At 71.3% G+C, this 12,562-nt stretch carries 10 protein-coding genes; 4 read left to right on the top strand and 6 right to left on the bottom strand.

The features are described 5' to 3' along the window. Positions 1 to 12: 12 nt before the first annotated feature. Positions 13 to 1,512: a S10 family peptidase gene (locus QRD43_RS13900; protein ID WP_285983063.1), complete on the top strand. Its 1,500-nt coding sequence runs from the start codon at positions 13 to 15 to the stop codon at positions 1,510 to 1,512. Between the two features lie 32 nt (positions 1,513 to 1,544). On the opposite strand, the gene QRD43_RS13895 is transcribed toward QRD43_RS13900, so the two are convergent. From QRD43_RS13895 to hutC, 6 genes are all read right to left on the bottom strand, one after another. Further along, a complete protein-coding gene (locus QRD43_RS13895) occupies positions 1,545 to 3,101 on the bottom strand; it encodes a methyl-accepting chemotaxis protein (protein ID WP_285983062.1) in 1,557 nt (518 codons plus the stop codon). 82 nt (positions 3,102 to 3,183) lie between these two features. Beyond that, positions 3,184 to 4,566, bottom strand: coding sequence for a formimidoylglutamate deiminase (locus QRD43_RS13890; RefSeq protein ID WP_285983061.1), 1,383 nt, complete (start codon positions 4,564 to 4,566; stop codon positions 3,184 to 3,186). Next, positions 4,563 to 5,363 carry an N-formylglutamate deformylase gene (gene hutG, locus QRD43_RS13885; RefSeq protein ID WP_285983060.1) on the bottom strand — a complete coding sequence of 267 codons (801 nt, stop codon included), beginning with the start codon at positions 5,361 to 5,363 and terminating at the stop codon, positions 4,563 to 4,565. Before hutG ends, QRD43_RS13890 begins: the two co-directional genes overlap by 4 nt. Before the next feature lie 26 nt (positions 5,364 to 5,389). Continuing rightward, complete coding sequence (gene hutI / locus QRD43_RS13880) at positions 5,390 to 6,619, bottom strand: imidazolonepropionase (protein ID WP_434063878.1); 1,230 nt, start codon at positions 6,617 to 6,619, stop codon at positions 5,390 to 5,392. Next, complete coding sequence (locus QRD43_RS13875) at positions 6,616 to 7,173, bottom strand: HutD/Ves family protein (protein ID WP_285983059.1); 558 nt, start codon at positions 7,171 to 7,173, stop codon at positions 6,616 to 6,618. Before QRD43_RS13875 ends, hutI begins: the two co-directional genes overlap by 4 nt. After that, positions 7,170 to 7,901 carry a histidine utilization transcriptional repressor HutC gene (gene hutC / locus QRD43_RS13870; protein ID WP_285983058.1) on the bottom strand — a complete coding sequence of 244 codons (732 nt, stop codon included), beginning with the start codon at positions 7,899 to 7,901 and terminating at the stop codon, positions 7,170 to 7,172. The genes QRD43_RS13875 and hutC overlap by 4 nt, the downstream gene beginning before the upstream one ends. Positions 7,902 to 7,968: 67 nt before the next feature. Between hutC and hutU the strand changes: the two genes are divergently transcribed. The 3 genes from hutU (at position 7,969) to QRD43_RS13855 (ending at position 12,558) form a co-directional block, all read left to right on the top strand. Next, positions 7,969 to 9,687: a urocanate hydratase gene (gene hutU / locus QRD43_RS13865; RefSeq protein WP_434063877.1), complete on the top strand. Its 1,719-nt coding sequence runs from the start codon at positions 7,969 to 7,971 to the stop codon at positions 9,685 to 9,687. Between the two features lie 78 nt (positions 9,688 to 9,765). Next, positions 9,766 to 11,313, top strand: a complete 1,548-nt coding sequence (gene hutH / locus QRD43_RS13860; protein ID WP_285983056.1) for a histidine ammonia-lyase — start codon at positions 9,766 to 9,768, stop codon at positions 11,311 to 11,313. 159 nt (positions 11,314 to 11,472) lie between these two features. Beyond that, entirely contained in the window at positions 11,473 to 12,558 is a 1,086-nt protein-coding gene (locus QRD43_RS13855) for an ABC transporter substrate-binding protein (RefSeq protein WP_285983055.1), read from the top strand. The last annotated feature ends 4 nt before the right edge of the window (positions 12,559 to 12,562 follow it).

Genomic DNA, 12,562 nt, shown 5'->3' with positions numbered 1-12,562 from the left:
GAGGGAGAGCGCATGGTCAGTTCCCAAGCTGCGGCCCCAGAGGCACGACCCATGGCGGCGGCCACGGACATCCCGGAAGTCCTGGTCCGGACCCCGCACGAGACGACGCTGGCGGGGCGCCCGCTGCGCTACGAGGCCACCGTCGGCTCGCTCACGCTGCGCGAGGCCCAGCGCACCGACGAGCAGGGCAAGGTCCAGGAGGACAAGGCCCAGGCCCAGCTCTTCTACATCGCCTACACCCTCAGCGACGCCCCGACCCACGAGCGCCCGCTCACCTTCTGCTTCAACGGCGGCCCCGGCTCCAGCAGCGTCTGGCTGCACCTGGGCCTGCTGGGCCCGCGGCGCGTGGCCTGTGACGACCTCGGCCACTGCGGCGCCCCGCCCTACGCCCTGTGCGACAACGACGCCAGCCTGCTGCTCGAGTCGGACCTCGTCTTCATCGACCCCGTCGGCACCGGCTACTCCCGCATGAACCCCGGCGAGAAGGGCAGCGAGTTTCACGACTACCAGCGGGACCAGGACGCCGTCGCCGAGTTCATCCGCCTCTACCTCAGCCGCCACGGCCGCTGGGCCAGCCCCAAGTTCCTCATCGGCGAGAGCTACGGCACCACGCGCGCCGCCGGCCTGGCGCGCCTGCTGCAGGAGCGCCATGACGTCGACCTCAACGGCGTGATGCTCGTCTCCATGGCGCTGGACTACCAGACGCTGTCCTTCGACCACGGCAACGACCTGCCCTACGCGCTCTTCGTGCCGGGCTATGCCGCCACCGCGTGGTACCACCAGGCCCTGCCCGCGGCGCTGCAGCAGCGCCCGCTGAAGGAGGTCGTCGCGGAGGCCGAGCGCTTCGCGATGGGGGCGTACTGGAGCGCCCTCATGCAGGGCAGCCGCCTGGACGCCGCGGCCCGCACGCGCATCGGCGCGGCGCTGGCACGGCTCACCGGCCTGAGCCCGGCCTTCGTGCAGCGCTGCGGCCTGCGCATCGAGGACAACCGCTTCTTCAAGGAGCTGCTGCGCGAGCGCGGTCTCACCGTCGGCCGCATCGATGCCCGCTTCACGGGCCAGGACCGTGACGATGCCGGCGAGCACGCGCAGGACGACCCCAGCATGAACAACCTCACCGGCGCCTACGCGGTGGGCATCAACCGCCTGCTGCGCGAGCAGCTCGGCTACCAGAGCGATGCGCCCTACCTCGTCCACGCACCGCTGTACAAGACCTGGGGCTGGAAGGGCTACGAGAACCGCTACGTCGCCGCCGGCGACGCCCTGCGCCGCACCATGCAGGCGAACCCTTCACTGCAGGTCTATGTGGCCAGCGGCTACTACGATCTCGCGACGCCCCACGCCGCGGGCGACTACAGCCTGTCCCACCTCGGGCTGCGGGAGGCGCAGCAGGACCGCGTGCAGGTCAGCTACTACGAGGCCGGCCACATGATGTACATCGAGCGCCTCGGCCGCGAGCGCATGGCGCAGGAGCTGCGCGCCTTCGTGCGGCGGGCGGCAGGCAAGGACTGACCCCGCGCCGGCGGGGACCCGCCGCGCGGCGTTCAGGCCAGCTTGAACACCGACACCGTCTGCGCCAGCTCGTCCGCCTGGTGCTGCAGGCTCTGCGCCGCGGCGGCGGACTGCTCGACCAGCGCCGCGTTCTGCTGCGTCATCTGGTCCAGCTGGGAGATGGCCGTGCCGATCTGGTTGATACCCGAACTCTGCTCGGACGTGGCGTGGCTGATCTCGCTGACGATGTGGCTCACGCGCCCGATGGCGGCGGTGATCTCCTGCATGGTCTGGCCCGCATGCGCCACCAGCGCCGCCCCTGATTCCACGCTCTCGGTGCTGCTGGTGATGAGGCCCTTGATCTCCTTGGCCGCCTCGGCGCTGCGCTGCGCCAGGTTGCGGACCTCGGCCGCCACCACCGCGAAGCCCCGGCCCTGCTCGCCCGCGCGCGCCGCCTCGACGGCCGCGTTCAGCGCGAGGATGTTGGTCTGGAAGGCGATGCCGTCGATCACGGAGATGATGTCGCTGATCTTGCGCGAGGAGGCGCTGATGCGGTCCATCGTCGCCACCACCTCGCCCACCACCGTGCCGCCGCGCTCGGCCACCGCCGAGGCCTCCTGCGCCAGCGCATTGGCCTGGCGGGCCGAGTCCGCGTTGTGCCGCACGCTGGCCGTCAGCTCCTCCATCGCGGAGGCCGTCTCCTCGAGGTTCGAGGCCGCCTGCTCGGTGCGATGGCTCAGGTCATGGCTGCCGGCCGCCACCTCCTTGGACGCCGTCGCGATGCTGTCCGTCGCGCTGCGCACGCCCGAGACCACGTCGCGGATCGCCTCCTGCATGCCGCTCACGCCCTGCATCATCTGCGCGGTCTCGTCGGCGCCGTTCACGCGGATGGACTGGCTCAGGTCCTGGCGGGCGATGCGCTCCGTCGTGCTCACGGCGATGCTGAGGGGCTCGAGGATGGAGCGGATGTTGAAGAGGGTGTAGGTGCCGATGATGAGGATGCTCACCAGCATCACACCGGTCAGTGCCATGCGGATGTGCTGCTCCTCGCGGTCGAGGCGGACCACCTCCTCCTCGCCGTGCTGGTCGACCAGCTTCGTCATCTCGCCCAACTGCTGGTCGAGGGCGCGGACCGGCGCCTTGATGGGCTCGGTGGCGCGGTTGGCCGTGGCGGTGTCGGGGAACTCGCCCTTCTGGATGCGCTCGATGATGCCCTGGAAGCCGCTGCGGTAGTCGCCGAGCGACTTGCGCATCTCCGCGGGCATCTTCTTCACCGCCGGGGCGATGTCGAGCCGCTCGATGGCGTCCAGACCCTTCGCCACCTTGCCGAAGGTCTCCTCCCATTCGCCGCGGTACTTGCTCACCGCCTTGGCGTCCTGGAGGTTGATCAGCAGGTCCTTCTCGTAGCGCCGCAGATTGCCGATGCCGGCGCGCACGCTGGCCAGCTGCGTGAGGGTCTCGACGTCGTTGCCGACGTAGTGCCGGAACTGCTGCTTGGCGCTGGCGAGGCTCCAGAGGCCGTTGCCTCCTATCACCAGCATGGCCACCACGGCCAGGATGGCAAGCACGTACAAGCGGACGCGGATCGTGTAATTCCTGAGCGACAGCATGGAATCCCCTAGGCGATCATGGGAATCCCGAGCGTAGCGGCCTCGGGGCCGGCTTACAAGCGAGCTGTCGCAGACAAGGGGGTCACGTCTTGCGCCAAAGTTCCGCCATGGCCGCTTCAAAGCGTTCGCCGATCACGGCCTGGCGCTCATGCTGCCCCTGGTGCAGGCGCCGCTGCCCGGCGACATAGACCGACTGCAGCACCTCGCCCTGGCTGGCGAAGACCAGGCCATCGAGCGTGGCCGCGGCGGGCAGACCCCGCAGGCCGGAGGCGGCCGGGTCGAGCACGAGGAAGTCGGCACGGGCGCCCACCTCCAGCCCCCACTGGCGCAGGCCGGCAGGCGCCGCGCTGCCCCGGCGCACGGCCTCGAACAGGCGGGCCGCCGTGGACGGCTGCACGCCGGGCTGCGCCGCGACATTGCGCTGCTGCAGGCCCAGGCGCTGGCCGTACTCGAGCCAGCGCAGCTCCTCCACCCAGCCGCGGCCGACATGGCTGTCCGAGCCCAGGCTCAGCGGCACGCCCGCCGCGAGCCAGCCGCGCAGGTCGCAGAGACCGTCGCCCAGATTGGCCTCGGTCGTCGGGCAGATCACCGCGCTCGCACCGCTGGCGGCGACGGCGGCGATTTCCTCAGGCGTGCTGTGGGTCGCATGCACCAGGTGCCAGCGCGCGTCGGGCCGGAAATCCTCACAGAGGTAGGCCATGGGCCGGCGCCCGGTCGCGGCCAGGCAGTCCCGCACCTCGGCCTGCTGCTCGCTGATGTGGATGTGGATGGGCCGGTCCTCGTCACCGACCAGCGCCTGCAGCGCCCGGAGGTCCTCGGCGTGGGCGGCCCGCAGCGAATGCAGTGCAACGCCCGCATTGAGCAGCGGGCGCCCGGCCGCATGGAGGCGCTGGCTGGCGTGCCAGACCCAGGCGGCATCGGTGCGGAAGCGGCGCTGGTCCTCGCGCAGGGCGGGGTGTGCGAAGCCGGCATGGGCATAGAGCACCGGCAGCATCGTGAGGCCCAGCCCCGTCTCGGCCGCGGCGTCCGCCAGGGCCCAACTCATGGCGAGCTCGTCCGGATAGGCGCTGCCGTCGGGCGTGTGCTGCAGGTAGTGGAACTCGCAGACCTGCGTGTAGCCGCCCCGCAGCAGCTCCAGGTAGAGCTGTGCCGCGATGGCCTGCAGCTGCGCCGGCGTGGTGCGCAGGGCCACGCCGTACATGCGGTCGCGCCAGGACCAGAAGTCGTCGCTGTCGCTGTCCCGCTGCTCGGCGAGGCCGGCGAAGGCGCGCTGGAAGGCATGGCTGTGGGCATCCACGAGACTGGGCAGCACCGGCCCGGCCAGGCGAACGGCCTCGGGCGGGCACGGCGGGCCGGCCTCCACGGCGGCCCAGTGGCCGCGGTCGTCCACGCGCAGCCGCACGTCGGACTGCCAGCGGCCATCCACCCAGGCCTGCGGGGCGAAGAACAGGGTGCCGGCGCTCATGCCGCGGGCTTCCACTGCAGGTAGGTCGACAGCAGCGTGCGCAGCAGCGGCTGCACGCGCGCCGCCCGTGCCTCGTCGTAGGCATAGGGCGGGGCTTCGTCCATGTAGCAGGACTGGCACATCTCCAGCTGCACCGCGTGCCAGCCTTGCGCCGGCTGGCCGTAGTGGCGGGTGATGAAGCCGCCCTTGAAGCGGCCGTTCACGACCTGCGTGTAGTCCTGCTGCGCGGCCTGCACGGCGCCGAGCGAGGCGGTGATGGCGGCATCACAGCTGCGGCCCTCGGCGGTGCCGAGGTTGAGGTCCGGCAGCCGGCCCTCGAAGAGCCAGGGCAGCTCGGAGCGGATGCTGTGCGCATCGAAGAGCAGCGCGAAGCCGTGGAGGCGCTTCACCCGGTTCATCTCCGCCGTGAGCGCGCGGTGGTAGGGCAGCCAGTAGCGCTGGCGGCGGCGGTCCTTCTCGGCCGCGTCCGGCGCCTGCCCGTCCTGGTAGAGCGGCTCGCCGGTGAAGAAGCGCGTCGGGCACAGCTCGGTGTTGGACGCGCCGGGATACATGGGCGTGTCCTCGGGCGGCCGGTTCAGGTCGATGAGGTAGCGCGAGTAGCGCGGCACGATCAGGCTGGCGCCGAGCGCCTCGGCGATCTCGCCGTAGAGCCGTTCGAGGTGCCAGTCCGTGTCCTCGCTGTCGAGCGCGCGCGGCACATAGCGCGCCTGCTGGTCCTCGGGGATCTCGTGGCCCACATGCGGCATGGAGATGATCAGGGGCGTGCGGCCCTGGCGCAGTCGGAAGGGTGCGGTCATGGAGAGGCTCGGAGGAAGGCGGAGGATCAGGGGCGCGCGACGCCGCGCGGCGCGCCGCCCCGCACGACCTGGCGCAGCGGATTGCGGCCGAAGTAGTAGGCGAGCTCGTTGGGATGCTCGATGTCCCACAGGCAGAAGTCGGCGCGCTGGCCGGCCACGAGCTGGCCGCGGTCCCGCAGGCCCAGCGCCCGCGCCGCGTTCACGGTGACGCCGCGCAGCGCCTCCTCGGGCGTCAGGCGGAACTGCGTGCAGGCCATGTTGAGCATCAGCAGCAGGGACAGCGTCGGCGAGGTGCCGGGGTTGTGGTCGGTGGCGATCGCGAGGGGCACGCCCGCCTCGCGCAGCGCCTGCACCGGCGGCAGCTTCGTCTCGCGCAGGAAGTAGTAGGCGCCGGGCAGCAGCACGGCCACGGTGCCGCTGGCCTTCATGGCGGCGATGCCCTCGGCCGAGAGGTACTCCAGGTGATCGCAGGACAGCGCGCCGAACTCGCAGGCCAGCGGCGTGCCGCCCTGGTCCGACAGCTGCTCGGCATGCAGCTTCACCGGCAGCCCCAGCGCCTGCGCCGCCTCGAAGACGCGGCGCGTCTGGGCCGGCGTGAAGCCGATGCCCTCGCAGAAGGCGTCCACCGCATCCACCAGCCCCTCGCGCTTGAGCTGGGGCAGCCAGTCGCAGACGGCCTGGATGTAGTCGTCCGCCCGCCCCTGGTACTCGGGCGGCAGGGCGTGCGCGCCGAGGTAGGTCGTGCGCACGTCCAGGCCCAGCTCGGCCAGGCGCCGCGCCACGCGCAGCATCTTGGCCTCGGCCGCCAGGGAGAGGCCGTAGCCGGACTTCACCTCGAGGGTCGTCACGCCCTCCGCCATCAGCGCCAGCGCGCGGTGCGCCGCCTGTGCGTAGAGCTGGTGCTCGCTGGCCTCGCGCGTGGCCGTGACGGACGAGCGGATGCCACCGCCCGCCCGGCTGATCTCCTCGTAGCTCACGCCCTTGAGGCGCAGCTCGAACTCATGCGCCCGCTGGCCGCCGTAGACCAGGTGCGTGTGGCAGTCGATGAGGCCGGGCGTGATGACAGCGCCGGCCAGCTCCTGCACGTGGTCCGCCGTGCCCGCGAGGTCGTCCGGCAGGTCGGCGCGCGCGCCCACCCACAGCAGGCGGCCGTCCTGGGACAGCATCGCGCCGTCCTCGATCCAGCCCCAGCCGTCCGGGCCGGCGTCGGCCATCGTGGCCAGCCGGCCTCCGGTCCACAGCGTCGTCTTGCTCATGCGTTCTCGCTCCATTGCATCCACCAGGCCTGGCCCTCGCCGGCCTCGCCCCCGTTGAACACGCAGCTCTGGCTGGCCGGGCTCTCGCACCAGGCGAGGCTCATGGGCCGCAGCGGCATGGCGCGCGCGCCGTGCTCGAGCAGCCCGCCGCGGCCGGTGAACAACCCCACCCAGCGCCCCTCAGGCCGGATCGCCGTGGCCGCGGGCGTCACGACGAGCCGCCCGCTGCGGCGCCGGTGCATCAGGTTGAAGTCGCGCGTGGTGCCGCCGATCAGCGTGCAGTCCGGGCCGAGCGCGCCGTCGAAGTGCAGCAGCTCGTCCTGCGTGCGGAGCTCGTACTCGTAGAGCCGGACCCCATCGCCGCGAAGCACCGCGAACCAGCGATCCACGCCCTCGAACTTCGAGAAGGGGCCGTCGGCCTCGATGTCGGCCACGCTGACACGCACGGACCAGTCGGCCGCACGCGGCCAGGCCAGCAGCTCGCGCGTCCAGCCGCCGTCGTTCTTCCAGCGCTGCGGGCTGACGTCCTCGGCGCAGATGATGCTCCAGCTCATGTCTCGAACCTCCCTTGCAGCAGGTAGCGCGAGCCCGGGTGGGTCAGGCGCACATGGGTGACGGGCTGACCGCGGCTGAAGGTGATCCGCTTGACCACCAGGCAGGGGTCGCGCCGGCTGATGCCCAGGAGTTTGGCGTCCTGCTCGCCCGGCAGCAAGGACTCGATGGTGTAGCGCGCCTCCGACAGCGGCGCCGCCTCGAGCAGGTAGTGCGTGGGCGTGGTCTGCGTGAAGTCGACCTCGAGGTAGCCCGGCGCCGAGGCCGGGTTCACGAGGCGGTCCTCCACCTGGATGGGCACGCCGTTCTCCAGATGGACGATCAGGCTGTGGAACAGCGCGGCGCCGGTCCTGAGGCCGAACAGCGCGGCCTGCGCCTCGTCCGCCTTGATGCGGGAGAGGCTCACCACGCGGGCCTCGTGGCGATGGCCGCGCTCGGCAATCTCGTCGTGGACGTCACGCACCGTGAGCGTGGACGAGATGCGGTGGATCTGCGCCACGAAGCTGCCCACCCCCTGCACGCGCTCGACGAGGCCCTCCTGGTGCAGCTCGCGCAGCGCGCGGTTGACCGTCATGCGGGAGAGGCCGAACTGGCCCGAGAGCTCGGCCTCGGACGGCAGCAGGTCGCCCGGCACCCAGCGGCCGCTGGCGATGCCCTCGCGCAGGTGGTTCTTGACCTTGAGGTACTGCGGCCCGGGGCCGCTGGAAGCAGGAACTGCAGGACTTGCCATGGCCGGGATGGTAGTTGACTTTACTTGTATAGACAACTAGAGTCCGCCACATTCCAGGCCCGGCCGCATGGGCGTGCCGGCATCGAACGACCCCACCCAGGAGACTCCCATGTCCTCACAAGCACGCGTCGTGCGCGCCCCCACCGGCACCACCCTGCACTGCAAGAGCTGGCTTACCGAGGCCGCCTTCCGCATGATCCAGAACAACCTGGACCCGGTCGTCGCCGAGAACCCGGCGGAGCTCGTCGTCTACGGCGGCATCGGCAAGGCCGCGCGCAACTGGGAGTGCTTCGACGCCATCCTGGCCACGCTGCGCGAGCTGAACGAGGACGAGACGCTGCTGGTGCAGTCCGGCAAGCCCGTGGGCGTGTTCAAGACCCATGCCGACGCCCCGCGCGTGCTGATCGCCAACTCCAATCTCGTGCCGCACTGGGCCACCTGGGAGCACTTCAACGAGCTGGACCGCAAGGGCCTGATGATGTACGGCCAGATGACGGCCGGCAGCTGGATCTACATCGGCACGCAGGGCATCGTGCAGGGCACCTACGAGACCTTCGCCGAGGCCGGCCGCCAGCACTACGGCGGCTCGCTGGAAGGCCGCTGGGTGCTCACCGCCGGCCTGGGCGGCATGGGCGGCGCGCAGCCGCTGGCCGCGACCTTTGCCGGCGCCGTGTCGCTGAATATCGAATGCCAGCAGTCGCGCATCGACTTCCGCCTGCAGACCCGCTACGTGGACGAGCAGGCCAAGGACCTCGACGACGCCATCGCCCGCATCCGCCAGTACACCGCCGAGAAGAAGGCCATCTCCATCGCCCTGCTGGGCAATGCCGCCGAGATCCTGCCCGAGCTCGTGAAGCGCGTGCAGGCCGGCACCGCGCCCAAGCCCGACATCGTCACCGACCAGACCTCGGCCCACGACCTCATCAACGGCTACCTGCCCGCCGGCTGGACCGTGGAGCAGTGGAAGGCCGCCGCGGCCGACTCGTCGCAGCACGCCGCGCTGAAGGCCGCCGCCGCCCGCGGCTGCGCCGTGCACGTGCAGGCCATGCTGGACTTCCAGGCCATGGGCGTGCCCACCGTCGACTACGGCAACAACATCCGCCAGGTGGCCCTGGACCAGGGCGTGAAGAACGCCTTCGACTTCCCCGGCTTCGTGCCCGCCTACGTGCGCCCGCAGTTCTGCGAGGGCCGCGGCCCCTTCCGCTGGGTGGCGCTCTCGGGCGATCCGGAGGACATCGCCAAGACCGACGCCAAGATCAAGGAGCTCTTCCCCGAGGAGACCCGCGTGCACCGCTGGCTGGACATGGCCGCCGAGCGCATCGCCTTCCAGGGCCTGCCCGCCCGCATCTGCTGGCTGGGCCTGGGCCAGCGCCACATCGCCGGCCTGGCCTTCAACGAGATGGTCCGCAAGGGCGAGCTCAAGGCGCCCATCGTCATCGGCCGCGACCACCTGGACAGCGGCTCCGTCGCCAGCCCCAACCGCGAGACGGAATCGATGATGGACGGCTCCGACGCCGTCTCCGACTGGCCGCTGCTCAACGCCCTGCTGAACACGGCAGGCGGCGCGACCTGGGTGTCGCTGCACCACGGCGGCGGCGTGGGCATGGGCTTCTCCCAGCACAGCGGTGTGGTCATCGTCTGCGACGGCACGGAAGCCGCCGACCAGCGCCTGGCCCGCGTGCTCTACAACGACCCGGGCACCGGCGTGATGCGTCATGCCGACGCCGGCTACGACATCGCGAAGCAGGCGGCCAAGGAGCGCGGCCTGAAGATGCCGATGCTCTGACTGGCCGATGGCCACATGGGACCGGGGCAGGCAAGACCTGACCCCGGGCTTCCTCCGGATCTACAGAACACTTCAACCATGACCACTCTCGAATTGACCCCCGGCCAGCTGACGCTGGACCAGCTGCGCCAGATCCGCCAGGGCGGCGTGCGCATCGCCCTGCATGCCTCTGCACAGGAGATCATCCGCCGCTCGGCCGCCATCGTGCAGGCGCATGCCGCCGGCGATGCCGCCGTGTATGGCGTGAACACCGGCTTCGGCAAGCTGGCCTCCACGCGCATCAGCAAGGACGACCTCGCCACGCTGCAGTTCAACCTGATCCGCTCGCACTGCGTGGGCGTCGGTGCGCCGCTGGCGCCCGGCGTCGTGCGCCTGATGCTGGCCACCAAGGCCGCCTCGCTGGCCCGCGGCTTCTCGGGCGTGCGCGAGGAGGTCGTGCAGAGCCTGATCGATGTCTTCAACGCCGGCCTCGTGCCCTATGTGCCGAGCCAGGGCTCGGTGGGCGCCTCAGGCGACCTGGCCCCGCTGTCGCACATGACGCTGGCCCTGTTGGGTGAAGGCGAGATGCTGGTGGACGGCGAGCGCCGCCCGGCCCGCGAGGCGCTGCTGGCCGCCGGTCTGCAGCCGCTGGTGCTGCAGGCCAAGGAAGGCCTGGCGCTGATCAACGGCACGCAGACCTCCACCGCCCTGGCGCTGGAAGGCCTGCTGCGCTTCGAGACCGTCTATGCCGCCGCCGTCGTGTCGGGCGCGCTGAGCCTCGATGCCGCCCGCGGCAGCGACGGCCCCTTCGACCCGCGCATCCACGAGGTGCGCGGCCAGCCCGGCCAGATCGAGGCCGCGAAGGCCTATCGCCAGCTGCTGGCCGGCAGCGCCATCCGCGCGTCGCACCAGGAAGGCGACGAGCGCGTGCAGGACCCCTACTGCCTGCGCTGCCAGCCCCAGGTCATGGGCGCCTGCCTGGACCAGTCCCGCTATGTGCGTGACGTGCTGCTGCGCGAGGCCAATGCCGTGACCGACAACCCGCTGGTCTTCGCCAACGAGGACGGCAGCAGCACCATGGTCTCGGGCGGCAACTTCCACGCCGAGCCGGTGGCCCTGGCCGCCGATGCCCTGGCCTGCGCCATCGCCGAGGTGGGCGCCATCGCCGAGCGTCGCATCGCCATGCTGATCGACGCCGGCGTCTCGCGCCTGCCGCCCTTCCTGACCGCCAACGCCGGCCTGAACTCGGGCTTCATGATCGCCCACGTGACCGCCGCCGCCCTGGCCAGCGAGAACAAGAGCCTCGCCCACCCCGCCAGCGTGGACTCCCTGCCCACCAGCGCGAACCAGGAGGACCACGTCTCGATGGCCACCTTCGGCGCGCGCCGCCTCGGCCCGATGCTGGACAACACCGCCCACATCATCGGCATCGAGCTGCTGGCGGCGGCCCAGGGCATCGAGTTCCTGCGCCCGCTGAAGAGCTCGGACGCCCTGGAGCAGGCCCACGCCCTGGTGCGCCGCGACTGCCGCGCCATGCCCACGGACCACTACCTGGCGCCGGACATCGAGCGCGCCTTCGCCCTGGTCGAGGGCGGCGAGCTCTCGGCCCTGGCCGGCCGCGTCGGCCAGCTGCGCGTCCTGCCCTGAACCCGGCCGAACGGCTGACCCCGGCCCCGCCCCCTCGCCTGAGGGGGGCGGGGCCTTTTTTCGTGAAGTGCGGCGCACCCCTCGGGCGCGCATCTGTAACTTGATGCAACTCAAGGCGGCAGGCGGCGGACAATCCCGGACTCCCCTTGTCCCGATGCCATGCGTGCCCTGTTTGCCCTGTTCGTCTGCAGCCTGACGGCGCTGGCTGCCCATGCCCAGCGCGTGGCCTTCATCAACCCCGGCCTGCATGACGAAACCTACTGGGTGAGCGCCGGCGAGGCCATGCAGCAGGCCGCCCGCAGCCTGGGCCAGACCTTCGAGCAGCAGTTCGCCGAGCGCGACCCCGTCCGCGCCCTTCAGCTCGCCCGCGAGCTGGCGGCGCGCCCCCCGGCCCGGCGACCGGACTATGTCGTGGTGGCCAACGAGAAGGGCGTGCTCGTCGAGAGCGCCCGCATCCTGGCGGCCGCCGGCATCAAGACCTTCGCGGCCTTCAGCGGCCTGCTGCCGCAGGAGCGCCAGGCCTGGGCCCCGCGCGACGGGCTGCCCTTGCTGATCGGCAGCCTCGAGCCGCATGCCGAGGAGGCGGGCTACCTCACCGCCCGCTCACTGATCGAGCAGGGACGCCGCCGCCGTCTGCAGGCGCCCGACGGCAAGCTGCACCTGATCGCCATTGCCGGGGACCGCTCCACGCCCGTTTCCATCGCCCGGACCGAGGGCATGCGGCGTGCAGTCGCGGAGCAGCCGGACGTCGTGCTGGACCGCGTCGGCTTCGGGGACTTCAGGAAAGAGCTGGCCGCCGAGGTCGCGACGGAGCTGCTGTCCGCCTACCCCACCGCCCGCCTGCTCTGGACGGGCTCTGACCAGATGGCCTTCGGCGCCATGGCATCGGCACGGCAGCTGCAGCGGGAGCCCGGACGGCAGCTGCTCTTCTCCGCGATCAACACCTCGCCCGAGGCCATGCAGGCGCGCATCCGCGGCGAACTCAGCGCCCTGGCCGGCGGCCACTTCCTGTGCGGGGCCTGGGCGCTGGTGATGATCCACGATCACTACCGCGGCCGGGACTTCAAGGACCTCGGCCTGGTGCAGCAGCAGGGCATGTTCATGCTCTTCTCCAAGCAGGATGCCGGGCGCTACCTGGCCCGGCACGGCAAGGGGCTGGCCGAGCTGGACTTCCGCCGCTACAGCCGCGTGCTCCACCCTGCGCAGCCGCGGTACCGCTTCGACGCCCAGGTGCTGATGCGCTGATGCG

This window comes from Roseateles subflavus, assembly GCF_030285365.1.
Classification (GTDB): domain Bacteria; phylum Pseudomonadota; class Gammaproteobacteria; order Burkholderiales; family Burkholderiaceae_C; genus Roseateles_B; species Roseateles_B subflavus.
The sequence above is the reverse complement of the archived record's forward strand: the minus strand, read 5'-3'. Positions and strand labels throughout refer to the sequence as shown.

Bases quoted from the DNA above. Each gene is read 5' to 3' on its own strand.
- QRD43_RS13900 (WP_285983063.1), top strand. From the start codon at position 13: ATGGTCAGTTCCCAAGCTGCGGCCCCAGAGGCACGACCCATGGCGGCG.
- QRD43_RS13895 (WP_285983062.1), bottom strand. From the start codon at position 3,101: ATGCTGTCGCTCAGGAATTACACGATCCGCGTCCGCTTGTACGTGCTT.
- QRD43_RS13890 (WP_285983061.1), bottom strand. From the start codon at position 4,566: ATGAGCGCCGGCACCCTGTTCTTCGCCCCGCAGGCCTGGGTGGATGGC.
- hutG (WP_285983060.1), bottom strand. From the start codon at position 5,363: ATGACCGCACCCTTCCGACTGCGCCAGGGCCGCACGCCCCTGATCATC.
- hutI (WP_434063878.1), bottom strand. From the start codon at position 6,619: ATGAGCAAGACGACGCTGTGGACCGGAGGCCGGCTGGCCACGATGGCC.
- QRD43_RS13875 (WP_285983059.1), bottom strand. From the start codon at position 7,173: ATGAGCTGGAGCATCATCTGCGCCGAGGACGTCAGCCCGCAGCGCTGG.
- hutC (WP_285983058.1), bottom strand. From the start codon at position 7,901: ATGGCAAGTCCTGCAGTTCCTGCTTCCAGCGGCCCCGGGCCGCAGTAC.
- hutU (WP_434063877.1), top strand. From the start codon at position 7,969: ATGGGCGTGCCGGCATCGAACGACCCCACCCAGGAGACTCCCATGTCC.
- hutH (WP_285983056.1), top strand. From the start codon at position 9,766: ATGACCACTCTCGAATTGACCCCCGGCCAGCTGACGCTGGACCAGCTG.
- QRD43_RS13855 (WP_285983055.1), top strand. From the start codon at position 11,473: ATGCGTGCCCTGTTTGCCCTGTTCGTCTGCAGCCTGACGGCGCTGGCT.